This window comes from Pseudarthrobacter sp. Pseusp20, from assembly GCF_059492155.1.
Genome location: NZ_CP168521.1, coordinates 3,797,456 through 3,820,730, shown reverse-complemented (window position 1 = coordinate 3,820,730; position 23,275 = coordinate 3,797,456). Strand labels below are relative to the sequence as shown.

Here is a 23,275-nt window from a genome sequence, read left to right as displayed (position 1 = left end):
GGGTATGGCAGGCAGGCAACGCACGACGGCGGACACCGACCTTCTGGTGGTAGGCGCCGGTCCCGCCGGGCTCACCACGGCCCTCCAGGCGCACGCCCACGGAGCCACGGTCCGGGTGGTGGACCGGCGCGAACACCGTGTCCGGCCGTCCCGGGCGATGATGCTGCATGCACGGGCACTGGAGGGCCTTCGCCCGCTGGGCGTGACCGACGCGTTGCTGGACCGGGCCGACACCACGCCCCTGGCACGCATACACTTCGGCCGGCGCGTGGTCGAAGCCCGGTTGGGCCACGCGGACCTCCCGGATACCGCCTTTCCGCACCTGACCCTGGTCCGGCAGGCCGACGTCGAGGACGTGCTCTGGCAGGCACTGCAGGCCAGGGGCGTGCCGGTGGACTGGGGCGTGGAGTTCCGCGGACTGGGACCGGAGGGCACCCTGGATACCGGCGGTGGCCCGGGGCCTGGCCTGGTGCATGTGGAGCTTCGCGACGCCGGGGGCGGAGCCGGCGGCCACGCTTCCCGGTTCCTGGCCGGATGCGACGGGCAGTCCAGCACGGTCCGCGGCTTCACCGGCGCGCAGTGGCGGGGTGCCCCGTACCGGGTGGAGGCGGTCCTGGCAGACCTGGAGCTTGATGGCGCCCTGGACCCTGGCCTGCTGCACGTGGCCGTCGGGACCGGGGGACTGGCCTTCCTCTTCGCGCTGGGCGAGGGCGCCACCTGGCGGATGCTGGCCACCCGGCCGGCGCTGCCGCAATCCACCGCCGGCTTCGGCCAGCTGGGTCCGCCCGTTCCGCCGGATGAAGTGGCCCGCCTGATGGGGGAGTCGGGACTGGGTGCTGCCGTCCGGGACATGCGCTGGTCGGCCCAGGTCCCGCTTCAACACCGCCTGGCCAGTACGTTCGGGGACACTCCGCTCTTCCTCGCCGGCGACGCCGCGCACGCCCACTCGCCTGCGGGCGGGCAGGGCATGAACAACGGCATCCTGGACGCCCTCAACCTCGGGTGGAAGCTCGGTTTCGCCTCGACGGCAGGCGGGCCGCTCCCGGAACTGCTGGCAACCTATGGGCACGAGCGGCGGCTCGCGGCCCGGCGCGTGCTGGCGCTGACGCACGTCATCTTCTTCGGCGAAGCCTCGCCGCACCCGGTGGCCCGCCTGGCCCGGAGCCTCCTGCCCGTCTTCGCTCCGGTCCTGCCGGTGCTGCTCCGCCGGCAGTGGCTCACCTCCCAGGGCATCAGGCTGTTGTCCCAGCCATTCGTTCGCTACCGGAACAGTGCCATCTCCCTGGACGGCACGCCGCGCGCCGCCGGGTGGCCGAGGCCCGGCGAGCGGCTGCCGGATGCGCCCGTGACGGTCGGCGGGCGGGCGGCCCGCCTACACGAACTGACCGCCGTGCCCGGCGTCCACCTTTTGCTGGAACGCGACGCCGGCACTGGCACCTTGGGTGAAGACCCCACCCTGCGGGCAGGGGCAGGACCCGGTCCCCTGCTCCATGTCCACCGCCTCGACAGCCACCCGGGCCGGGGCGTTGTGGCGGTCCGCCCGGACGGATACGTCGGTTTCCGCTGTGGGGAGGCAGGCTCCGCCCAGCTGCGCGGCTGGCTGCGGCTGGTCGGCGCCGTCCCGGACCAATCAGCGCTGTACTAAACGGGGCCTGACTGGAGGGTAGTTGCCGGCGGGCCGCAGGCGTATTCTGTTCAGTTCAAGGCACATCCGCCCAGCGTGAGAGGGGAAGTTCCATGACCATCCCGCCAGTGCACGAACCCGAGCCGTTTCCGCCCGAACCCGGTCCGGAGCCCACATCGCCGGATCCCACCCAGCCGCGCCCGCCCGGCCCGCCGTCTCCCAATCCGTTCCCCGCGCCGGCGCCCCCAGGCCCGCTGCCCGTCCCGGATCCAGGGCCCGCACCGCTGCGTCCGGACCCCACCAGGGACTGACCGGAGAAGCCAGAACCTAGTCCGGAAGGGGCCTCTTGCACAGCAGGAGCTGTGCAGAGGCCCCTTCCGTGCGCCCGGGCCAAGGCGGAAATCCGAAGCCTGCAGGACCCAAAAATTCTTCAGGAATCGGCACCCAAACCCCTTGCGGACCTGCTTCCACGGTGCTAAAAAATCTATGTCAGCGAATATAGATCGACTGACGTGGATGTTGGATCAACTCTCACGAGGAGGGAAGCCATGTTGATGCGAACCGATCCGTTCCGCGAGCTGGACAGGCTAACCCAGCAAGTCCTCGGAACCACTGCACGTCCGGCGGCGATGCCGATGGATGCATGGCGCGAGGACCAGGAATTCGTCGTGGCCTTTGATTTGCCGGGTGTCACGGCGGACTCGGTGGACCTGGATGTCGAACGGAACGTCCTGACGGTGCGGGCGGAGCGTCCCGATCCCGCTGGCAAGGATACCGAGCTGATTGCCGCTGAGCGGCCGCGCGGCGTCTTCAGCCGCCAGCTGATTCTTGGCGACACCTTGGACACAGAGAAGGTGAAGGCCAGCTATGACGCCGGTGTCCTGACGCTGCGGATCCCGGTCGCCGAAAAGGCCAAGCCGCGCAAGATCGAAATCGAAACGAAGGGGGAAAAGCAGGAAATCGCTGCCTAGACCTTAAGGACCGGGAGGCGGCCATATCTGTTGACTGCCTTTTTGGGGCGAATCGCCATTCTGTGCACGCCACAGCGCCAAACAGCGCAACGGCAGCGTAGGCCCTGACCTCCCGACACGGCGGCCCCCGGCTTTGGCCGGGGGCCGTCCGCATGTCCGGGCGGTCCACGTCAAGGGTCAGGTGCCCAGTTCCAGCATCAGGGCCGGCAGTTCGTCGGCAAGTTCACGGGCCAGGAACCCCAACGGGCCCAGCCTGCTGGCCAGCCTGTCTGCCGCGGCTGCGTGCAGGTGGGTACCCCAACAGGCTGCCTGCGCGCTGCTGGTTCCCCGGGCACGGACCCCGGAAATGGCCCCGGCCAGCACGTCCCCGCTGCCGGAGGTGCCCAGTCCGCCGTACCCCGTGGTGATCTTCCACAGGTCCGGCTCGTCGGGGTTCAGCCCTGGCGGCTGGGTGATCAGCCCCTGGCAGCTGACTACGGCGTCGAACCGTTCGGAGATTTCGGCCAGGTCCTTCTCGAGGTCATCCGTGTCCCGCCCCAGCAGGATGCCGGCCTCCGTGGGATTCGGTGTGAGGATGAGGCGGCCGCGCCACGGGTCCAGCTGGTCCTCCAGGTGTACCAGCGCGGCCAGCGCGTAGGCATCGAGGACGACGGCGGCGCCTTGCTTGCTGCCGGCGCCACCACCGGGGTTGCCGCCACCGCCGTGGTCGCCGCCGGCCTCGCGCTTAAGCAACGCCTCCAGCAGTTCACCGGCAAGGTCGGGGTCGTCCAGGCCGGGCCCCACCAGGAGGGCATCCGCCTGGTCCACGTAGGAGTGGATGCTGTCCAGTTCCGGTTTGACCGAGCCGCCGGCAGTCTCCGGCAGGCCGATGGAACCGCACTCGGGCAGCGCCACCCCCAGCTGGACGGCCACCGACCCGGCAACGGCCAGGGTCAGCTTTCCGGCGCCCGCGCGCAGCGCTGCGGTGCCGGCCAGCAGGGCGGCGCCGGGGGTGGCCCGGGCACCGCCCACCACCAGCACTGAGCCACGGGAATACTTGTCCGCGCCCGGTGCCGGCAGCGGCCAGTCCCGCAGGAGCGACGGCGTCACCAGGGTGGCGCCGGAGGATTCACCGCGGCCGGACACTGGTGTCTCCGGCATGCTCGGTGACGGTGACGCCCTGCTCGGCCAGGTGGTCGGCCACGTTGAAGCTCTCCAGCGTCCACGGCCCAACGCCGGAGGGGCGGACGAACCGGGTCACCGAGGCGTTGAGGATGGCCTCCGTGGCTGCCAGGTCCAGCAGTTCCTTCTCGCTCAGCCCCTCCAGCACGTACCGGAACAGCATGATCACGGCGTCGTGGCACACCAGCATCACCCGCTGGCCGGTGCCCAGGCCGTTCAGCTCTGCCAGGACGGACCGCAGCCGCAGCGCCACGTCCGCCCAGGATTCCCCTCCCGGCGGCCGGTAATACAGTTTTCCCAGCCAATCCCTGCGTTCGGATTCCTCGGGGTAGCGGCTCTCCACGCCCAGCCGCGTGAGCCGGTCCAGGATGCCGAGTTCGCGGTCGCGGAGCCGCTCGTCCGTGCGCACCTGCAGCGGCCAGCCGGCTGTTTCCACCGCAATTTCAGCGGTCTGGCGGGCACGGGCATAGGGGGAGGACACCACGGCGTCAGGGCGGAACTCCCCGGCGGTCCGGCCCAGGGCGATACCCAGCGCCTTGGCCTGTTCCCTCCCGGTTGCCGACAGGTCCACGTCCGCATCACGGGCCGGAACCTCGATGACCTCCACGCCGGCCGCACGGGCCTCGGTGGCCGCCACGTTGCCCTCGCTCTCGCCGTGCCGGACCAGGAGCAGCTCCACGGCCCCGGCCTGCTGGACGGCCTCCGTCAGGCCGTCGTCGTTTGCTGATTCACCCTTCAAGAAACCACCCCGTCCTCGCCGTGCCCGAAATGCCGTGCCGATTGCAGGAACACTACCAACGGCGTACCCAGGGGGCGGCGGAAAATAACGGCCGACGGCGGCCGCGCACCATGGGTGCGCGGCCGCCGTCGGCGCAGCAACAGTGCCGCGGGGACCCGAAGCTACGGCTCCGGCGTCAGGACCTTGGAGAACACCGTGGCTCCGTTGGCGTTGCGAAGGCTCACGGTGAAGCTGTTGTCCGCATCCAACTGGACGTGCCCGAAGAACTGGTTTTCGCCGCCGCGCGGGGACTCCCCGGCAAAGCGCCCTGCCTTCGAGAACACCACCTCGGGCCCGAACGTGCCGTCCATCGTGTTGGGGCCGAATGATCCCGCGGCGATGGGCCCGGCCACGAACTCCCAGAACGGATCGAAGCCGGTGAAGGCTGCCCGTTCGGGGGAGTAGTGGTGGGCGGCGCAGTAGTGCACATCGGCGGTGAGCCACACCGTGTTCTTCACGCCGTTGCGCTTGAAGGCGCTCAACACCGCGGCAATTTCCAGCTCACGGCCCAACGGGGCGCCGGCGTCGCGGTTGGACAGGCTCTCCTGGTTGACCGGGCCGTCCGGCACCACGATGCCCAGCGGCAGGTCCGCGGCGATCACCTTCCAGGTCGCCTTTGACTTCGAAACTTCGCCGATCAGCCAGTCCACCTGCTCCTGGCCCAGGATGGAGGTGGCGTAAGGCTCCTTGCCGTCCGTGTTGGGCGATTTGAAGGTGCGCATGTCCAGGCAGAAGACGTCCAGCTGCGGTCCGCGGCTGATCTTCCGGTAGATCCGGGCGGGCTGGTACTGGCCGGCGTCGTCGAACGTTCCCGGGCGCCAGACGGCCGAGCTGTCCGCGATGGGCATGTTTTCCTGCCATGCCTGCCGGCCGCGGGCAGCCAGGGTGTTGACGTCCCGCACCGTGTAGCGGGAGTCATCGATGATCTGGCCGGGGTACCAGTTGTTGTGGGTCTCGTGGTCGTCCCACTGGGCGATCACGGGGACGTCAGCGAACATGGCCCGCATGTTGGCGTCCATGGAGTTGTACCGGTGCCGGCCGCGGAACTCGGTGAGCGTTTCAGCCACCTTGGAGACCTCCTCTGTCACCAGGTTCCGCCACACCTGGCCGTCCTTTTCCACCACGCTTTCGGCGATGGGCCCGTCGGCGTAGATGGTGTCGCCGGAGTGGATGAAGAAGTCCGGGCGGGTCTGGTGCATGGCCCGGTAGCCGCGCATCCCGCCGATCTCCTCGTTGATGCCCCACCCCTGGCCAGCGGTGTCGCCGGTCCACACAAAGCTTTGCGCAGACGACGCCGGGACGTCGCCGCCGCTGCTGGTGCCACCGGTGCGGCCCGTGCCGTTGATCGTTCCGGCGTCCGGCGCCGTGCGGAAGCTGCCGCGGACCGTCTCGCCGGCCGCCCCGCCGTCGTCCTCGAAGCTGATGTCCAGTGCGAAGCGGGTGTTGGACGGCAGGTTTCCCGCATGGATCTTGGCGGTGAAATCGGACGCCTGGGTGGCCCGGGGCCCGCGGAGCACCCGCTCAAAGGCGCCGCGCCCGCGCAGGACCTGGCCGCCGTCGTCCACGGCCCGCAGGACTGCCGTCATCCGGCCGGCGCCGGACGCGCGGGACCACAGGACGGCTGAATCGGAGGTGACGTCGCCGGTGGCGATGCCGCTGGGCAGGGTCAGGCGGTTGCGGACCAGCGCGACGCCTGACGGTGTGGTGCCCGCCTGGGCAGCGGCCGGGACGGATGCGAGCGCGGCGGCCAGGACCGACCCCTTGACGACGGTGCGGCGTGAAACGGTGGCGCGGGAGTTCTCAGTCATGCCCTCAGGTTCGCTCCGGCGGGCGCACAGACTCTGTCCCGACGGTGAACCCCGGGTAAGCCGCTGCTGAACAAGGCGTGGCGGCCGCGTCCGGAGCGTATTGCCGCAGTGGCGACGCGCAAATTCCGCTGCGACGCCCAAAGTCATCGGCGCACCCCAAATATCGCCGCGCCAGGGAATATGCGCGTCGCCAGTGACTAAGCGTGTCGCTGGCGTGCCCTAAGGCCTCGCGAAGTCGCCGATCCGGCCCTCCCGAAGTGCCGCCCCCACGGCCGCGATGCCTCCGTAGTCCGGAAACAGTACGGACTGCCCGGCAACGAATCCGGAGCCCGCCGTCGGAAGCGTCATGGTGCCGATGGCGTTAGTATCCAGATTGCGCAGGCTGTAGGCCAGGATCGCTGCCTGGACGGGATCGAATCCCTTGTCCACCGTGAGGCAGCAGGAGGCAAAGTCGACCAGCGACCGCACCGCGTTCACGTCGTTCAGGGCACCGCCCCCGGTGAGGCGGGCCAGGATGGCACGGAGCATGATCTGCTGGTCGCGGACCCGTTGGAAATCGCCGTCGGAGAACGCGTAGCGCTCGCGGGAAAATTCCAGGGCGGCCTGTCCGTCCAGGTGGTTCATGCCCTGGGTGAAGACGTGCTGGGTTTCGATCGAGGACTGGAAGGACATCGGCACATTGACGTCGATGCCGCCCAGGCCGTCCACCAGGAGCTTGAACCCGCCAAAGTCGAGCATCAGGGTGTGGTCGATGGTAATTCCCAGCAGCTGCTGCACCGTGGCGGTTTGCAGGTCGATCCCGCCATACTGGAGCGCGGAATTGATCTTGGCGCTGCCGAAGCCGGGGATGTCCACCCAGTTGTCGCGGTTGATGGAGACGAGGTAGAGGTTCCGGCGGTCGGCAGGGACATGGACCACCATCAGGGTGTCCGCCCTCTGGTCCTGCGGTTCACCGGTGGCCGCCGTGTGGGCGGCGGCATCCCGTGCCGGGGTGCCGCCGCGGATGTCGCTGCCGATGACGAGGATGTTCATCGGGGCGGCGGGCAGGTCCGGGATCGGGGCAGGCGGCGGTGGGGGAGCAGGAGCGGGCGGGGGAGTTTCAGAGGGAGTCGGGGTGGGTGTGGGCGTCGGCGTCGGGCTGGGCGACTCGGTTTGGGTGGCTGCAGGCTGTGCTTGCTGGCCGGAGCGGCTCAGGCTGAAGACCGCGACTCCGGCAGCCACCACAAGTGCCAGCACCACCAGGGCGGCGACCCAGCGGCGGCGGCCCAGAGCCGCCAGCCAGGCCGGCCGGTGGGAACCGGAGGAACCCGGCGGCAGGGAACCGGAGTTCCCGGAGTTACCGGGCCCGGATGGATCAGAACCGCCTGGGATGCTCATGACGCCTCCACCTCATTGTGTTTGGTGGGTTCAGTGTGCGTCGGGCACGCCCCGGTTGGCTACAAGGTTATCCAAACTGTCACCTGCGAAGGTTCCATCCGGTTCGGCGTCGAGCTGCTGTAACGCTGTTCCGCTAGGGCGACTGGGGCGCGGTCCCGGGGACCGGGGCGTTAAGGCGGGCATGGCGCAGGATGGAGACAATGGCGGGGGCCAGCTGGTCCTCCATCTCCCGGTACACCTCCGGCGCACGGCGGTACGGGTCCACGATGTCGTTGTCTGCGGTGTCGGCGGGGAGCGAAAGGTGGCGCACCCCGGCGGCCCGTGCCGGCAAGCCGCGCCACAAGGCGGCGTTGGCAGCCAGCCGGGCGTCGTCGTCGGACGCCTTGCCGCCCGGAAGCGCACCTGGGGAAGATTCGACGGCGGCCCGCTGGCCGTCTGTCCCGGAGGCCCGTTGGGCCAGGACATCAAGCATCCGGGCGAACTCGCGGATGGTGAACGTCCGCTTGAGCAGGGAGGCATCAAGCTGCAGGACCTCGCCGCGGTGCCCGGACGTCATGGTGAGCACCAGGTCAACGCCCCGCAGGATCCTGGGCGTGAGCTGCCGTGCCGCGAACCCTTCGGGATCACCGCCAAAGGTCCGCACGATGTCGGCCGAAATGGGCTGCATGGGTTCGCCCACCAGGGCGCGGGTGCCGGCGCTGGACACCTGGAAACCACCCGGCACCACCTGGTCGAGTCCTGCCTGCAGCAGCCGTTCGGCCACCGGCGAGCGGCAGATGTTGCCGGTGCAGACGGTCAGGATTCGTACTGGTGCGGAAGTGTCCAAGGAGATGTCTCTTTTCCCAGCTGCTGGCGGATCCGGTCCGGACCCGTGCCTTTCAACTTAACACGCAACGGCGCGGCGGCGGGCTCCCGGGCCGGGTGCCGCCGCCGCGCCGCAGGACTGCCCGGCGGCCGGAAGTGCCGGTTACAGGGTGGTCAGCAGCTGCTTCATCTGCGTGATCTCCGCCTGCTGCGCGTCCACGATGTCGTGGCCCAGCTTCACGGCGTCCGGGAATTTGCCGGCGCTGATCTCCTGCTGGGCCATGTCGATGGCGCCCTCATGGTGGCCGATCATCTGCTCGAGGAACAGCCGCGCGGCCTCGGTACCGGTGGCAGACTTCAGCTTCTCGATGCCGTCGTCGTCCACCATGCCGGTCATGCCGTGTCCGGAGTGGTCGCTCATCATGGTGGGCACGTTCCACCCGCTGAGCCAGCCGGTCATCTGCGCGATCTCCGGTGCCTGCGCCGCCTTGATCTTGGTGGCGAGCGCGGTCACCTCTGCGGGCATGTCCGGCTTGGCCAGGATGATGCCGCTCATCTCCACCGCCTGGGCGTGGTGCGGGATCATCATCTGGGCAAACATGATGTCCGCCTGGTTATGGTCGGCGTTGGCGCTGGGCATGGTGCCGGCGCTTGGCATCGTGCTGGACATGGGGTTGGAGCTGCCGTGGTCCATGGGCATGCCGTTGCCGGAGCCGGCATTGGCCGCGCATCCTGCCAGGCCGAGGGAAGCCGCCAGGGCAGCAGCAATGGACAGGGTTTTGATAGTGGTGTTCATGGGTCCTTCAGGGATGTAGTGGAACTGGGCCGGGGTACAGGGCGCAGTCCGGTTTACGTCCGGCTGATGGAGAGGTCGCACGGTGATGGGCTGGGCGGCAGGTACCCGTAGGAAGAGCCTGGGTTGCCGGCCGCCGGCAGCAACGGAAGGACGGCAAGGGTTGCCTGCGGCGGGAGGACCGTCACGGGGCCGCCGGGGACCGACGGCACGCAGGGCGCCCCCGACTCCTGCGCCCCCGGGCAGGAGTTGCCGCAGGTGCCCGGCGCCAGGGCCGGCGGGTCGGTGGAAGCCGGGTCGGTGGAAGCCGGGGCGGTGGAAGCCGGGGCGGCCGCGTGGCCGGCGTGGCCGGGATGGTCCCCAACCGCGGAATGCACGACGGCGGCGGCCCCGGTCGGTGCCGCGGGGGCGGCCGCGCTGTGCGTATCCATGCCCTGGGCAACAGGCCCGTGCGAGGCATGCCCGGCGGTCAGCACGTGCATGCCCAGCAGCCCGGAGATGACGGCCAGGGTGGCGGCCAGCAGCCAGGCAGCGCGGAGGAAGGACGCCACGGCGCGGGTGGTCATGGCTGTCCCTCCTTCCGATCTGTCCATGCTGTTCAACGTACCTCAGACGGGTTCAGTTTCAGGCGCCGGAGCAGCTGGGCGTTCAGGGCCACCACGATGGTGGACGCGGACATCATCACAGCCCCGGCAGCCGGGGACAGAACCACCCCGGCGAAAGCCAGGACGCCCGCGGCCAGCGGCACGGACAGGATGTTGTAGCCGGTGGCCCACACCAGGTTCTGCCACATCTTGCGGTAGCTGGCGCGGGACAGGTCCACCATGGACAGCACTGCCCGGGGGTCGTTCCCGGCCAGCACCACGCCCGCCGATTCCATGGCGACGTCGGTTCCGGCGCCAATGGCGATGCCCACCTCCGCGCGGGCCAGCGCCGGCGAGTCGTTGACGCCGTCGCCCACCATGGCCACCTTCAGCCCGCGGCCCTGCAGCTCGGCCACCTTCTTGTCCTTGTCCGAGGGCAGGACCTCGGCGAACACTTCGTCAATGCCCAGGTCCGCCGCCACGGCCTGCGCCACCTGGTGCGCATCACCGGTGACCATGGCCACCTTGACGCCCCTCCGTTGCAGGGCGGACACAGCCTGCCGCGACTCCGGCCGCACCGCGTCCTCCATGCTCACGGCACCCAGGACCGTGCCGTCGTCGACAACGTGGAGCACGGCGGCTCCGCGGTCCATCCACGCCCGGGTGCTTGAGGCCAGGGCCTCGGGTTCGACGACGCCGAGCTCGCGCAGGAGCGCAGGCCCGCCCACGTGCACGGTGCGGCCGTCCACGCTGGCCCGGACGCCCCGGCCCGGCAGGGAGGTGAAACCGGTGGCTTGGGGCAGTGGCAGGCTCCGGGCCCTGGCGGCGCGGACGATGGCCCGCGCCACGGGGTGCTCGCTGTCCGACTCGACGGCGGCGGCGAGGGCCAGCACGGCGTCCGCCCCGACGCCGCCGGCCACGGCAACGTCCTTCAGCTCCGGCTCACCGGTGGTCAGCGTGCCGGTCTTGTCGAACAGGACCACGTCGATGGTGCGCATCCGTTCAAGCGCCATCCGGTTCTTGATCAGCACCCCGGCCCGGGCCGCCTGCTCCGTGGAAATGGCGATCACCAGGGGTATCGCCAGACCCAGGGCGTGCGGGCAGGCGATGACCAGGACGGTGACGGTGCGGGTGACGGCGTCTGGAACGCTTCCCAGCAGTGTCCAGGCGATGAAGGTCAGGACACCGGCGCCGGCGGCGAAGTAGAAGAGGAAGGCCGCTGCGCGGTCTGCCAGTGCCTGGGCACGCGACGACGACGCCTGCGCCTCTTCCACCAGCCGCTGGATCCCGGCCAGGGTGGTCTGGTCGCCCACGGCGGTGACGCGCACCCGGACACTGCTGTCCGTGGCCACGGTTCCGGCCACCACCGGGTCGCCGGCGCCGCGTGCCACGGTTTTGGATTCCCCCGTGATCATGGACTCGTCGAACTCAGCCTGTCCGTCCACCACGGTTCCGTCCGCGGGCATGCGGGCGCCGGGGCGGACCAGGACCAGGTCGCCGGTCTTGAGGTGGGAAACGGGGACGGTTTCGGTGCCGCTGTCCGTAATGCGTTCGGCCTCGTCCGGCAGCAGAGCCGCGAGGGCATCCAGGGCGCCCTGCGCCGACCCGAGGGCACGCATCTCGATCCAGTGGCCCAGCAGCATGATGGCCACCAGCAGCGCCAGCTCCCACCAGAAGTCCAGGTCGAAGCCGCCGATGCGCAGGCTGGTGACCCAGGAAGCGGCAAAGGCCACCGTGATGGCCATGCCGATCAGCAGCATCATTCCCGGAGCGCGGTCCTTGAGCTCCTGCAGGCCGCCTTTGAGGAACGGCTGGCCGCCGTACAGGAAGATGACGGTGCCCAGGACCGGCGGGATCCAGGCGGAACCGGGGAATTCGGGCGGCATGTAGCCCAAAAGGTCGCCCATCATGGGGCTGAAATAGACCACCGGAACGGCCAGGACCAGCGTCAGCCAGAACCGGTCCTTGAACATGGCTGTGCTGTGCCCGGCGTGCTGGCCGTGCGTGTGGACGGTATGGTCGTCGTCGCTGTGGCCGCCGTGTTGTCCATGCCCGGCGCCGTGCGCCGGCGGCTGGGTCAGGGTTCCGCTGGGTGGCTGGTGATGGTCGTGCGGGCCGCCCTGGTGCTGCATGTCGTGATGGTCCTGCATCATTCCCCCTTCGAGGAAGCCGCTGCCAGGCGATCGGAATTTCCGACGGCGGCAGGGCGCTTTTGTGCCTCAGGCGCGGGCAGGGTGGTGGCCGGTTCCGCGGCGCCGGCAGGGGCGCAGCAGCTGCAGCCGGAGGAAGCGAGGGGGAGCTGGGGGCGGTTCCCGGTGTTCATGTCAGTTCCAATCCGTTGAGGGAATCAAGGGGCGCTGGGGTTGAACGGCTGTGAAGGCCGGTGTGGGCACCAGCCGGGACATACCACTTCACTGACAACACCACCAATATACCCCCTAGGGGTATAAGTGGCAAGGGTCCCTACTCTATGTATCCGGTGCATCCATAGGGCATCCCGCCCTACCTTCCGGCGCGCGGGCCGACCATACTGGGAGTAGTGACGAGAGCCCGCTCCCACAGGGGGGGGCTGGCCGGTGTGCGGGAGGGTGGACCTGTGATGGAGCTCAGCAACCTATACACGTATTCGAGTGCGCTCAGAGACAGTGAAAGCGATGCGGGCATCTTCAGGGTGGAGATGGGGCCTGCAGGCCCAACCTTCCACTGGTCGGACGGGATGTTCCGGCTGCACGGCTACCAGCGCGGCGATGTTGTCCCCAGCATGGAACTGATCTTGTCCCACAAGCACCCGGATGACCGGGAGCGGTGCGAGGAGATCCTGGCGCAGGTATCGACCACCGGCGGGTTCTTCTGCATGTACCACCGGATCGTCGATGCCCGCGGCCGGACCAGGCGTGTGCTCACCTCCGGCGAGGCGATCCTGGCCGCTGATGGAACGCTGGCGGCGTTCGAAGGCGTGACGGTGGACCTCAGCCGGACGCTGCAGCGCGAAACTGAAGAGGCTGCGCGCGAGGCCGTGGTGGGTGCCACCGCAACCCGCACGTTGATCGACCAGGCCAGGGGCATCCTCATGGGGCAGCTGAAGCTCGGCTCCGACGACGCCTTCCAGATGCTGGTCAGCACCAGCAGCCACCGCAACGTCAAGCTGGTGGTGGTGGCAGCGGAGTTGGTGCAGCTGGCCAACTCCCCGGAGGCGCGGACTTACCTCGACCGGGCCGTGCGGGCCATCCAGTTGAACGGCAGGGCAGAACGCATGAACGGCCGGGCAGACCGCACTGGAGGCCGCCGCGCCGGGTAGCCGGTACCCGGTAGGATATGGGGAGGTGCGCCGGGAAGTCTGGTCGGCATGGATTTGCCGAACCCGGATTTAAGGACGCCTTCATGACCTCCACCCCGCCCACGCCCAGCAGGAACAAGTTTTTCGGCTCCACCGTCTTCGCCCGCGGCAGCTACGCCGAAGCCCTGCGCATCGGGGAGATCCTCCGCAAGGAAACCGTGGGTGGAGCCCTCCTGGTCCTGGCTGCCGTGATTGCCCTCATCTGGGCCAACTCCCCGGCGTCGGACAGCTACTTTGCCCTCCGGGATCTCAGGGTGGGCTATGGGCCGTGGCACCTGGACCTGAGCCTGGGGGCCTGGGCAGCGGACGGGCTGCTGGCCATCTTCTTCTTCCTCGTGGGCCTGGAACTCAAACGCGAATTCGTTGCCGGCGACCTGCGGCAGGTCAGCAAGTCCATCGTGCCCGTCGCGGCCGCCGTGGGCGGCGTGGCTGTCCCGGCGGTGATTTACGCCGTCGTCAACCTCGCCAGCCCGGAAACTCTGCGCGGCTGGGCCATCCCCACCGCAACGGACATTGCCTTTGCCGTCGCTGTCCTGGCCATCATCGGATCCCACCTGCCCAGCGCCCTGCGGATCTTCCTGCTGACGCTGGCCGTGGTGGATGACCTGATTGCCATCACCATCATCGCGTTCTTCTACTCCAGCGACATCCAGGCCGCGCCGCTGCTCCTGGCCCTCATCCCGCTGGCCGTCTACACCTTCCTGGCCCAGAAGTACCGCCGGTTCTTCGGCCGCCACGCAGTTGCCGCCTGGCTGATCCTGCTGCCGCTGGGTGCCGCGACCTGGGCGCTGGTGCACGCCTCCGGCATCCACGCCACCGTGGCCGGGGTGCTCCTGGGCTTCGCCATTCCCGTGATCCGGTCCCGGGCCTCCGGCGGCCCGGAGGCAGGGCCCGGACTGGCCGAGATCTTCGAACACCGGTTCCGTCCGATTTCCGCCGGCGTGGCCGTTCCCATCTTCGCGTTCTTCTCCGCCGGCGTGGCCGTTGGCGGGTGGGAGGGCCTGGGCTCAGCCCTGACGGACCCGGTGGCGCTGGGGATCATCCTGGGCCTGGTCCTGGGCAAGCCGGTGGGCATCATGGGCACCACGTGGATCCTGACCAAGGCCACCAGGGCCAGCCTGGACAGCTCCTTCAAATGGATCGATGTGTTTGGCGTGGCGCTGCTGGCAGGGATCGGGTTCACCGTGTCCCTGCTGGTGGCGGAGCTCAGCTTCGGCCATGGCAGCCTCCATGACGACCACGCCAAGGTGGGCATCCTGGCTGCGTCACTGATCGCCGCGCTGCTGGCCACGGCTGTGCTGCGGACCCGGAACCGGCAGTACCGGGTCGCCGAAGAGCTTGAGAGGGTGGATTCGGACCACGACGGCGTCCCGGACGTCTACCAGGAACGCACCTGACCCTTCGCCGGGCTTCAGGCGGGGGCGAGTGGTTTTGCCTGGGTCTTGGCTGATACCTGGGTTCCCGTTTCGGCGGGGGCTTCCACGTGGCGGATCTCCAGGGCCTCGGGGTCCAGCAGCTTGCGGGTGCCGGTGCGGGCGTCCAGGATCCAGAAGAGTTCCAGGTGCGGGACGACGTCCGTCACCCGTCCCTTGTGGAAGAGCCTGCCGCGGTGCCATGCCTCAATCTGGTCCCCGATGCGGAGCTGGGCGGTACGTACTCCTTGTGCCTCCATGTGGGCTGCCTCCTGCTGTTGTATCCCCGTAAGCACAGCTTGCCCTGACGAGGTTGCCGGAGTGTTTCCGCCCGGTGTTTTTTCTGTGTCAGCAGGGGCGGGCGCACCGATCAGAAGCTTGTTCGTCCATCTGTGCCCTGTAGCTTCGGATGGGCGGACAAGCTTCTGATACGCAGCTGAGCGCGGCGGGCCGGAGCTCAGTCCTCGATCGGGAACGCGACGGCTTCGCCCACAACCCGCAGGCACAGCTCCATGCCGGGCCGCGCGATCGACGCGTTCCAGTGCCGGATGGTGATCACTTCGCCGCCGCCGGGGTAGCGGTGGTCGGCGTGCTCTGCCACTTCCTGGGGCACGTTCAGCTTCAGCCGCACCGTGGTTTCGGGCCCGAAGTAGTCGGTGTCCACCACCACGCCGCGGATGGGGCCGTCTTCGGCGATGCGGATCTGTTCCGGCCGCAGCATCAGCTGCACCCGTCCCTGCGCCGGTGGCCTGCGCACCGGGATGCCGCCCAGGGAGCAGGTGGCCAGGGACCCTTCCAGCCAGGCGTCCAGGATGACGGCGTCGCCCAGGAATTCAGCGGTGGCGCGGTCTGCGGGGCGGGTGTACACCACAAAGGGGTTGCCGATCTGGGCCAGCTTGCCTCCGCGCATCACGGCCACCTGGTCGGCGAAGGAGAGGGCCTCGGCCTGGTCGTGCGTGACCAGGATGGTGGTGACGCCGGCCTCGGCCAGCACCTTGGCCACGGCGCGGCGGGTGGCCACGCGGAGCCCGGCATCCAGGGCGGAGAAGGGCTCGTCCAGGAGCATCAGCTCCGGTTCACGGGCCAGCGCCCGGGCCAGGGCAACCCGCTGCTGCTGGCCGCCGGAGAGCTGGTGCGGCCGGCGCTTGGCCATGGCGGCATCCAGGGACACCATTTCCAGGAGTTCGGCAACGCGTGCTGCCACGGCCCGCCTGCCGCCTTCAAGCTTTGCCGCATCAAGGCCGAAGGCAACGTTCTGGCCCACGGTGAGGTGCGGGAACAGGGCACCGTCCTGGGCCACGTAGCCGATCTGGCGCTTGTGCGCCGGCAGCCAAGCGCCCTCACCCGCCACCAGGGTCCCGTTGAGCGAGATGCTGCCGGTGTCCGGATGCTCAAACCCGGCGATCAGGCGCAGGAGCGTGGTCTTGCCGGAGCCTGACGGTCCCACGATGGCGGTGGTTCCGCCCTTGGCCACGGACAGGTTGACGCCCCTCAGGACCGCCTGCGATCCGAAGTTCTTGGTGACGTCCGTGATCTGCAGGTGGCTGTTGGTGGTTGCGGCCACTGAGGGTGCCACCCGCGGCTCGGGCAGCCTGCGGGTCGATGGTGCTGTCACTGTCCGGCTACTTTCTTGGACTGTTGGAAGAGGAGATAGGTCATGGGTGCGGAAAGCAGGATCATCAGCAGGGCATAGGGTGCGGCGCCGGCGTAGTCGATTTCGCTGCTCTTGCTCCAGAACTCGGTGGCCAGGGTCCGGGTGCCGTTGGGGGACAGGAGCAGCGTGGCGGTAAGTTCGTTGGCGATGGCCAGGAACACCAGGGCAGCCCCGCCCGCGGCGGCCGGAGCCGTGAGCCGCAGGGTGACACGGATGAAGGCCAGCAGCGGCGGCTTGCCCAGCGCCTGTGCTGCCTCGTCGAGTTCCTTGGGCGCCTGTGCCAGGCCGGCCCGGAGGTTCACCAGGGCCCGCGGAAGGAACAGGAGAACATATGCGGCCACCAGCACTCCCGCCGTCTGGTAGATCCCCGGTACCAAGCGGATGCTGACGGTGACGAAGGCCAGGGCCACCACGATGCCGGGCATGGAGCTGGTGACATAGTTGGACAGTTCCAGGGACTTGCTGAACCAGCCGGGCCTCCGGACCGCGAGGTAGGCCATGGGGAAGGCGACAACGATGGTGGCTGCGGCGCCGAGGAGCCCGTACCAGAACGTGGCAAGTAGTGCGGGGAGGAATTCGGAGGCGGTCCAGGCCTCGGCCCCGCCGGCCAGGATCCACTTCAGCACGTAGAACAGCGGGAGGCCGAACGCCAGGGCGGTCAGCGCCAGCAGGAAGAGCTGCGCGGGGACGTGGTAGGCATGCAGGGGGAGCCGCAGAGCCTTGGCCTGCACGCCTGAACCGATCCTCGCGTAGCGTGCCGTGCCGCGGCTGCGGACTTCGGCCACCAGCAGCAGCAGGCAGAAGAACACCAGCACGCTGGCCAGCATGTTCCCGGCGGCGCCGTTGAACGTGGACCGGTACTGGGTCATGATCGCGGTGGTGAAGGTGTCGAAGCGGATCATCGCGAAGGCGCCGTATTCGGCCAGCAGGTGCAGCCCCACCAGCAGCGCGCCGCCCGTCAGTGCGATCCGCAGCTGGGGGAGCACCACCCGGAAGAAGGCCCGCCAGGCGCCCAGTCCCAGCGCGGCGGCCGACTGCTCTATGGCCGGGTCCAGCCGGCTCAAGGTGGCTGCCGCCGGAATGTAGACCAGCGGGAAGTAGGAGAGGGTGGAAATCAGGATCCCCGAGCCCAGGCCGCCCAGCGACGGGATGGCCGACACCCAGGCGTAGCTGTTCACAAACGCCGGGACGGCCAGCGGCGCGGCCAGCAGGACTGCCCAGATTCGGTGGCCGCGCAGTTTGGTCCGTTCCACCAGCCATGCCCCCGCCACGCCAAGCAGCAGGCACAGCGGGATGGTGGCAGCCATCAGGAGCAGGGTGTTCAGCAGCAGTTCGCCCACCCGGGGGCGCAGGATGAGGCCGACGGCGGTGTCCCACCCGGTTGCCACCGTCATGTAGGCCACGTACCCCAGCGGGATGAGGGAGAAGAGGGCGATCAGCACCGCCACGACGGACACCGCGGAAACGCCGAAAGGCGGGCGGGGGCGTGTGCCCCGGCCCGCCGTCGTCGTGCTCCGCCGTGGGGGAGCCGATAGATCGGAGGTCACGGAATTACAGTAGTCCTGCCTGGGTCATCAGATCGCTGACCTTCTGGGAGTTGAGTTTCGCAGCGTCCACCTTGGGGGCCTGCAGGTCCTTGATGGGAACCAGCTTGTCGTTGGCAGGCACATCAGAGCCGATGGCGTACTCGAAGGACGTGCCGTTCTTCAGGACTTCCTGCCCCTTCTTGCCGGTGATGAACTTCAGGAAGGCCTGCGCGGCTGCAGCGTTCTTGGACGATTTGAGCACGCCGCCACCGGAGACGGACAGGAACGCGCCCGGGTCCTCATTCTTGAAGTAGTAAGGCGTGACGTTGTTGGAGTTCTCGCCGGTCTTGGCCTGGTCGCCGTAGTAGTAGTAGTGGTAGATCAGCGCGGCATCCACTTCACCGGCGTTGACTGCCTTCATGGCCGTGCTGTTGCCTTTGTACGCCTTGGAGTTGTCCTTCATGGCCTTGAGCCAGTCCTCGGTGGCGGACTCGCCCTTCAGTTCCAGCAGTGCGGAGACAATGGCCTGGAAGTCCGCGCCGGTGGGCGACGCAGCCCAGCGGCCCTTCCATTCGGGCTTGGCCAGGTCAAGCATGGACTTGGGCAGCTGGTCCTCGGTGAGCTTGGTCTTGTTGTAGACCAGGACGGTGGAGCGTGCGGCGATGCCCGTCCACTTCCCGGTGGAGGGGGTGAATTCGGAGGGGACCTGGGCCAGGGTGTCCTTGTTGACGTCGGCGAACAGGCCGGCGTTCTCCACCTGGGTCATGGCGGGGGAGTTTTCGGTGAGGAACACGTCCGCGGGGGACGCCTGGCCTTCCTGGATGATCTGGTTGGACATCTCCGTGTCATCGCCCTGCCGGAGGGTCACCTTGATGCCGGTTTCGGCCGTGAAGGCATCCACCCATTCCTTGGTGAGGCTCTCGTGCTGGGCGTTGTACACCGTAATCCCGCCCGCGGCGGCGCCGCCGGAAGCGGAAGACGAGCCGTTGCCGGCGGGGGTGGCGCCGCCGCAGGCGGTCAGGCCAAGAGCGGCGGTGGCGGCGAGTGCGATGCCGGCCAGCGCGCTGTTGCGGATCTTCATTGAGGCTGCTTTCGGTGGGGAAAAAGTCTGCTTGAACCTAAGTCCTGATGGGCGCCGGTAAACGGTGCCTATGTCAGGAAACTGTAGGGTAGGCAAACCTAAGCTCCAAGCCGGAAAGCGCTTTAAGTGATGAGGTTCACATCAATTACGCAAACAAGGCGTGACGTAATTCTGATGGTCCGCTAGGTGTTCGGGTTGGGGTCGTGGACGTCGTGCTCCCCGATGTCCGCGGCACCCAGGAGGCTCTCCGCGGGGGCGTTTTCGGACGGGTGGAGCCGGACGCTCAGCTCCGGGTGGTGCAGGTCCAGGGCGGGACGTTCCGAACGGATCCGGGGCAGCGAGGTGAAGTTGTGCCGCGGCGGCGGGCAGGAGGTGGCCCACTCCAGCGAAGCGCCGAAGCCCCAGGGATCGTCCACGGTGACCTTCTTGCCGGCGCGCCAGGTGATGTAGACGTTCCAGAAGAACGGGATGAGGGACGCTCCAAGGAGATACGACCCGATGGTGGAGAACTGGTTCATTCCGGTGAAGTTGTCCTCCGGCATGTAGTCCGCGTACCGGCGGGGCATGCCCAGGACACCCAACCAGTGCTGGATGAGGAACGTGGCGTGGAAGCCCAGGAACAGCATCCAGAAGTGGATCTTGCCCAGGCGCTCGTTGAGCATGGTGCCGGTGAACTTGGGCCACCAGAAGTAGAACCCGGCGAACATGGCGAACACCACCGTGCCGAACACCACGTAGTGGAAGTGCGCCACTACGAAGTAGGTGTCCGAGACGTGGAAGTCCATGGGCGGCGAAGCCAGGATAATCCCGGTGAGGCCGCCGAACAGGAACGTGGCCAGGAACCCCATGCTCCAGAGCATCGGCGTTTCGAAGGTCAGCGACCCGCCCCACATGGTGCCGATCCAGTTGAAGAACTTCACGCCGGTGGGCACCGCGATGAGCATGGTCATGAAGGCGAAGAACGGCAGGAAGATCGCGCCGGTGACGTACATATGGTGGGCCCACACCGTCACGGACAGGGCTGCGATGGCGATGGTGGCGTACACGATGCCCTTGTAGCCAAACAGGGGTTTGCGGCTGAAGACCGGGAAGATCTCCGACACGATGCCGAAGAACGGCAGCGCAATGATGTACACCTCCGGGTGGCCGAAGAACCAGAACAGGTGCTGCCAGAGGATGGCGCCGCCGTTGGCCGGGTCGAAGATGTGGGCCCCGAACTTGCGGTCCGCGCCAAGCGCGAACAGGGCGGCGGCCAGCGGCGGGAATGCCATGAGCACCAGGATGGCGGTGACGAGGGTGTTCCAGGTGAAGATGGGCATCCGCCACATGGTGAGCCCCGGGGCGCGCATGCAGATGATGGTGGTGATGAAGTTGACCGCACCAAGGATGGTGCCGAAGCCGGACAGCGCCAGGCCGAAGACCCACAGGTCACCGCCGATGCCCGGGGTGAACGTCGTGTTCGACAGCGGCGCATAGGCGAACCAGCCAAAGGACGCTGCGCCCTGCGGGGTGATGAAGCCGGACACCGCGATGGTGGAACCGAACAGGAAGAACCAGAAGGCCAACGCGTTCAGGCGCGGGAACGCCACGTCAGGAGCGCCGATCTGCAGCGGCATGATCACGTTGGCGAACCCGGCAAACAGCGGGGTGGCGAACATCAGCAGCATCACCGTGCCGTGCATGGTGAACAGCTGGTTGTACTGTTCCTTGGTCTGCAGGATCTGCATGCCGGGCTCGAACAATTCGGCGCGGATGAGCAGCGCCATGACACCGCCCAGGCAGAAGAACACGAAGGACGCAATCAGGTACATGTACCCGATGGTCTTGTGGTCGGTGGAGGTGATCCAGTTGACGATGATGGTGCCTTTGGAGCGCCGGACCACTGCCGGTGCCGCCGTGGCTGCGGTTCCGCCCATTCTTTGGCCTGTGGTGGTCATGTTCGGTGCCCTCCTTTACTGTGCTGCGTCCGGGGCCTGCGGTGACGGGGCCGACATCGGTGCCCTGTTGTAGTCGGCGCCCAGGTTGCCCGTGTTGCCCTTGGCCTTCAGGTCCGCGATGTGGCTGTCATACTCCTGCTGGCTGACCACCCGGACCTTGAAGAGCATCTCGGAGTGGTACTCGCCGCAGAGTTCGGCGCACTTGCCCATGTATTCGCCCACGCGGTTGGGGGTGATGTTGATGTAGGGGTTGTACTGTTCGTGGCCCGGATACAGGTCGCGTTTCTGCAGGAAATCCACCACCCAGAAGGAATGCTGCACGTCGCGCGACTGCAGGTGCAGTTCCACTTTCTTGCCCACCGGCAGGTAGAGGGTGGGCAGCCGGTCCGGGGTGCCCCAGTCGCCGGTCAGGTGGGCCTGCTGTCCGGCGTCCTCGTGGACCTGTTCCTTGACGTAGTTGAAATCCCAGGACCACTGCTTGCCGAAGACGTCGATCACCACGTCCGGGTTGGGGTAGCGTGCATCGATGGCCCGCTGTTCCCGGTCCGTGAAGACGAACAGGACGCCGATGACGATCAGCGGGATGGCCAGGTAGAACACTTCCAGCGGAAGGTTATAGCTCAATTGCGCGGGGAACCCTACGGTGTTCTTCCGGCGCCGGTAGGCAACGATGACCCAGATCATCAGTCCCCAGGTGATGATGCCCACCACCAGTGCAGCGATCCAGGAGTTGACCCACAGGTCCGTGATCAGCGCGGTGTTGTTGGTGGTGTCACGGTTGCCGGGCAGGAAGCCGCGGGACACTTCGGCGGAGCAGGAGGCCAGCAGCGGCAACACACCAAGGCCAGCGCCCAGTCCTGCCAGGCGCCGCATGCTTTGGTTTTTGAATGGTTTCCTACCCACCTGTGGTCCCTCCGGCATGCTCCAGAAGCCCAACTGCATGAGCCCACTGCTGGCCCCGGGACCAGCAGTTGTGTGCCCCACCCTACGCCGGGGCGGATGCTGATGGGAAGAGGTTTTCGGGGGGGGCTGCGCTAGCGGCTGCCGGCCCAAACGGACACTGCTCCCGAATGGCCGGTCACGATGCTTTGGTACACCAGGAACAGTCCCGCCAGTACGCCCAGCACCGAGGTGGCGGGGAGCAGCCAGCGGGACTCCAGAAGCCCGCGGAGACCGTGGAAGGCGGGTCGGCGTGTCAGGAGCGTGGGGAAGGCTGCGGTGATCTGGGCACCCACGGCCACCAGGAACAACACTGTGACGTAGCGGAGGAAACTCCCCTGGTGGGCGTGCTCCTCAACCAGTTGTGACGCGCCCCTGGCCTTTTCCAGCTGTTCCCCCGCTTCGGCGGTAAGGACGGACAGCGGAACCAGCAGCAGTGCCAGGACTCCCATGGGCCAGGCCAGGTAACGCCTGGTGCGCCGGAGCAGGGCGAAAACCACTGCCGAGACCCCGGCCAGCGGAGCCAGGACCACCACGCCGTGGATCAACAGAATATGGGCCGGAAGGCCGGCGATCTCCAGCACGGGAAACTCCTGATCAGTAGCGGGCAGCGGAATGTGGGAAGTGGCTGGGTTCGAGAAGGGCTAGGCGATGCCGGTGGTGCCCAGGAGGCTTCCCACTGCGAACGTGAAGGCCATGGCAAGCGCCCCGCCAACCACCAGCCGGATGGTGGCCTTGCGCTTGGAGCTGCCGCCGATTTTGGCGCTGACGGTGCCGGTCAGCGCGAGCGCCAGGATGACGGCGACGAACGTGACCGGGATGCGCGCCCCTTCGGGCGGGAAGATGATGGCCAGCATAGGCAGCACGGCGCCGACGGTGAACGCGATGGCGGAGGCGAAGGCTGCGTGCCAGGGGCTGACCACTTCCTCTTCGTCGATGTTCAGTTCGGCAGACAGGTGTGCCTTCAGTGCGTCCTTTGCCGTCAATTCTTCGGCAACTGTCCGGGCCGTGGCTTCGCTGAGTCCCTTTGCCTGGTAGATGTGCGCAAGCTCTGCCAGTTCGCCGTCGGGATCGTCCCTGAGCTCCTGGCGTTCCTTTTCGATCAGTGCCCGCTGGCTGTCGCTTTGGCTGCTCACGGAAACGTATTCGCCCAACGCCATGGACACGGCGCCGCCCACCACCGCCGCGGTGCCTGCCACCAGGATTGGCGCGAGGTCGTTGGTCACCCCGGCCACGCCCACCACAGTTGCCGCCACGGAGACGATGCCGTCGTTCGCGCCCAGGACACCGGCCCGCAGCCAGTTCAGGCGGGATGCCACGCTGCTGTCGTGCGGTTCGTTGCGGCTCAGCTTGAGAGTTTCAGACATGCTGGCAGTAAAGCACTGCAGGGACCCCTCTGCCACGAAGGTTTGCATCCCCTAACCACACGGGCATGCCTGGTGCAGACCCTGTACCAACTGCAATCCTGGGCGTACCTTAAAACAAATAA

At 67.9% G+C, this 23,275-nt stretch carries 20 protein-coding genes; 4 read left to right on the top strand and 16 right to left on the bottom strand.

What is annotated here, in order from left to right:
* Positions 1-4 precede the first annotated feature (4 nt).
* Together ACEN9K_RS17740 and ACEN9K_RS17735 are read left to right on the top strand one after the other, a co-directional pair.
* A complete protein-coding gene (locus ACEN9K_RS17740; protein ID WP_495634776.1) occupies positions 5-1,645 on the top strand; it encodes an FAD-dependent monooxygenase in 1,641 nt (546 codons plus the stop codon).
* A 527-nt stretch (positions 1,646-2,172) separates the two neighbouring features.
* Positions 2,173-2,595 (top strand): Hsp20/alpha crystallin family protein, encoded by a 423-nt coding sequence (locus ACEN9K_RS17735; protein WP_018768837.1) that lies wholly within the window; start codon positions 2,173-2,175, stop codon positions 2,593-2,595.
* A 177-nt stretch (positions 2,596-2,772) separates the two neighbouring features.
* Here ACEN9K_RS17735 and ACEN9K_RS17730 read toward each other — a convergent pair whose 3' ends face one another.
* From ACEN9K_RS17730 to ACEN9K_RS17695, 8 genes are all read right to left on the bottom strand, one after another.
* Positions 2,773-3,720: an NAD(P)H-hydrate dehydratase gene (locus ACEN9K_RS17730; protein WP_495635723.1), complete on the bottom strand. Its 948-nt coding sequence runs from the start codon at positions 3,718-3,720 to the stop codon at positions 2,773-2,775.
* Positions 3,704-4,495, bottom strand: coding sequence for a histidine phosphatase family protein (locus tag ACEN9K_RS17725; RefSeq protein WP_223992584.1), 792 nt, complete (start codon positions 4,493-4,495; stop codon positions 3,704-3,706). The genes ACEN9K_RS17730 and ACEN9K_RS17725 overlap by 17 nt, the downstream gene beginning before the upstream one ends.
* 161 nt (positions 4,496-4,656) lie before the next feature.
* Positions 4,657-6,342 (bottom strand): alkaline phosphatase D family protein, encoded by a 1,686-nt coding sequence (locus tag ACEN9K_RS17720; protein WP_495634775.1) that lies wholly within the window; start codon positions 6,340-6,342, stop codon positions 4,657-4,659.
* A gap of 219 nt (positions 6,343-6,561) precedes the next feature.
* A complete protein-coding gene (locus ACEN9K_RS17715) occupies positions 6,562-7,719 on the bottom strand; it encodes an LCP family protein (RefSeq protein ID WP_495634774.1) in 1,158 nt (385 codons plus the stop codon).
* 133 nt (positions 7,720-7,852) lie between these two features.
* A complete protein-coding gene (locus ACEN9K_RS17710; RefSeq protein WP_495634773.1) occupies positions 7,853-8,545 on the bottom strand; it encodes an arsenate reductase/protein-tyrosine-phosphatase family protein in 693 nt (230 codons plus the stop codon).
* A 141-nt stretch (positions 8,546-8,686) separates the two neighbouring features.
* Positions 8,687-9,319, bottom strand: coding sequence for a DUF305 domain-containing protein (locus ACEN9K_RS17705; RefSeq protein WP_134164080.1), 633 nt, complete (start codon positions 9,317-9,319; stop codon positions 8,687-8,689).
* A 53-nt stretch (positions 9,320-9,372) separates the two neighbouring features.
* Positions 9,373-9,882, bottom strand: a complete 510-nt coding sequence (locus tag ACEN9K_RS17700; RefSeq protein WP_495634772.1) for a hypothetical protein — start codon at positions 9,880-9,882, stop codon at positions 9,373-9,375.
* Positions 9,883-9,914: 32 nt separating this feature from the next.
* Complete coding sequence (locus tag ACEN9K_RS17695) at positions 9,915-12,050, bottom strand: heavy metal translocating P-type ATPase (protein ID WP_495635722.1); 2,136 nt, start codon at positions 12,048-12,050, stop codon at positions 9,915-9,917.
* Between the two features lie 449 nt (positions 12,051-12,499).
* Here ACEN9K_RS17695 and ACEN9K_RS17690 point away from each other — a divergent pair, with 449 nt between their 5' ends.
* Positions 12,500-13,198, top strand: a complete 699-nt coding sequence (locus tag ACEN9K_RS17690; RefSeq protein WP_495635721.1) for a PAS and ANTAR domain-containing protein — start codon at positions 12,500-12,502, stop codon at positions 13,196-13,198.
* Between the two features lie 83 nt (positions 13,199-13,281).
* Entirely contained in the window at positions 13,282-14,634 is a 1,353-nt protein-coding gene (nhaA, locus tag ACEN9K_RS17685; protein ID WP_478222958.1) for a Na+/H+ antiporter NhaA, read from the top strand.
* 14 nt (positions 14,635-14,648) lie between these two features.
* Here nhaA and ACEN9K_RS17680 read toward each other — a convergent pair whose 3' ends face one another.
* From ACEN9K_RS17680 to ACEN9K_RS17645, 8 genes are all read right to left on the bottom strand, one after another.
* Complete coding sequence (locus ACEN9K_RS17680; protein ID WP_018768825.1) at positions 14,649-14,909, bottom strand: hypothetical protein; 261 nt, start codon at positions 14,907-14,909, stop codon at positions 14,649-14,651.
* A 197-nt stretch (positions 14,910-15,106) separates the two neighbouring features.
* Entirely contained in the window at positions 15,107-16,264 is a 1,158-nt protein-coding gene (locus ACEN9K_RS17675) for an ABC transporter ATP-binding protein (RefSeq protein ID WP_186447816.1), read from the bottom strand.
* Positions 16,261-17,850, bottom strand: coding sequence for an ABC transporter permease (locus ACEN9K_RS17670; protein WP_026265696.1), 1,590 nt, complete (start codon positions 17,848-17,850; stop codon positions 16,261-16,263). Before ACEN9K_RS17670 ends, ACEN9K_RS17675 begins: the two co-directional genes overlap by 4 nt.
* A gap of 4 nt (positions 17,851-17,854) precedes the next feature.
* A complete protein-coding gene (locus tag ACEN9K_RS17665) occupies positions 17,855-18,910 on the bottom strand; it encodes an iron ABC transporter substrate-binding protein (protein WP_018768822.1) in 1,056 nt (351 codons plus the stop codon).
* Between the two features lie 182 nt (positions 18,911-19,092).
* Positions 19,093-20,847, bottom strand: coding sequence for an aa3-type cytochrome oxidase subunit I (gene ctaD, locus ACEN9K_RS17660; RefSeq protein WP_495634771.1), 1,755 nt, complete (start codon positions 20,845-20,847; stop codon positions 19,093-19,095).
* Positions 20,848-20,862: 15 nt separating this feature from the next.
* A complete protein-coding gene (gene ctaC / locus ACEN9K_RS17655; RefSeq protein WP_018768820.1) occupies positions 20,863-21,720 on the bottom strand; it encodes an aa3-type cytochrome oxidase subunit II in 858 nt (285 codons plus the stop codon).
* A 161-nt stretch (positions 21,721-21,881) separates the two neighbouring features.
* Positions 21,882-22,370, bottom strand: coding sequence for a hypothetical protein (locus ACEN9K_RS17650; RefSeq protein WP_018768819.1), 489 nt, complete (start codon positions 22,368-22,370; stop codon positions 21,882-21,884).
* Between the two features lie 60 nt (positions 22,371-22,430).
* Positions 22,431-23,153, bottom strand: a complete 723-nt coding sequence (locus ACEN9K_RS17645) for a VIT1/CCC1 transporter family protein (RefSeq protein WP_134164075.1) — start codon at positions 23,151-23,153, stop codon at positions 22,431-22,433.
* Positions 23,154-23,275: the final 122 nt, after the last annotated feature.

Coding starts and splice junctions, on each gene's coding strand:
- ctaC (WP_018768820.1), bottom strand. CDS start 21,720: ATGCGGCGCCTGGCAGGACTGGGCGCTGGCCTTGGTGTGTTGCCGCTG.
- ACEN9K_RS17665 (WP_018768822.1), bottom strand. CDS start 18,910: ATGAAGATCCGCAACAGCGCGCTGGCCGGCATCGCACTCGCCGCCACC.
- ACEN9K_RS17740 (WP_495634776.1), top strand. CDS start 5: ATGGCAGGCAGGCAACGCACGACGGCGGACACCGACCTTCTGGTGGTA.
- ACEN9K_RS17735 (WP_018768837.1), top strand. CDS start 2,173: ATGTTGATGCGAACCGATCCGTTCCGCGAGCTGGACAGGCTAACCCAG.
- ACEN9K_RS17680 (WP_018768825.1), bottom strand. CDS start 14,909: ATGGAGGCACAAGGAGTACGTACCGCCCAGCTCCGCATCGGGGACCAG.
- ACEN9K_RS17645 (WP_134164075.1), bottom strand. CDS start 23,153: ATGTCTGAAACTCTCAAGCTGAGCCGCAACGAACCGCACGACAGCAGC.
- ACEN9K_RS17690 (WP_495635721.1), top strand. CDS start 12,500: ATGGAGCTCAGCAACCTATACACGTATTCGAGTGCGCTCAGAGACAGT.
- ACEN9K_RS17705 (WP_134164080.1), bottom strand. CDS start 9,319: ATGAACACCACTATCAAAACCCTGTCCATTGCTGCTGCCCTGGCGGCT.
- ACEN9K_RS17700 (WP_495634772.1), bottom strand. CDS start 9,882: ATGACCACCCGCGCCGTGGCGTCCTTCCTCCGCGCTGCCTGGCTGCTG.
- ACEN9K_RS17720 (WP_495634775.1), bottom strand. CDS start 6,342: ATGACTGAGAACTCCCGCGCCACCGTTTCACGCCGCACCGTCGTCAAG.
- ACEN9K_RS17695 (WP_495635722.1), bottom strand. CDS start 12,050: ATGCAGGACCATCACGACATGCAGCACCAGGGCGGCCCGCACGACCAT.
- ctaD (WP_495634771.1), bottom strand. CDS start 20,847: ATGACCACCACAGGCCAAAGAATGGGCGGAACCGCAGCCACGGCGGCA.
- nhaA (WP_478222958.1), top strand. CDS start 13,282: ATGACCTCCACCCCGCCCACGCCCAGCAGGAACAAGTTTTTCGGCTCC.
- ACEN9K_RS17715 (WP_495634774.1), bottom strand. CDS start 7,719: ATGAGCATCCCAGGCGGTTCTGATCCATCCGGGCCCGGTAACTCCGGG.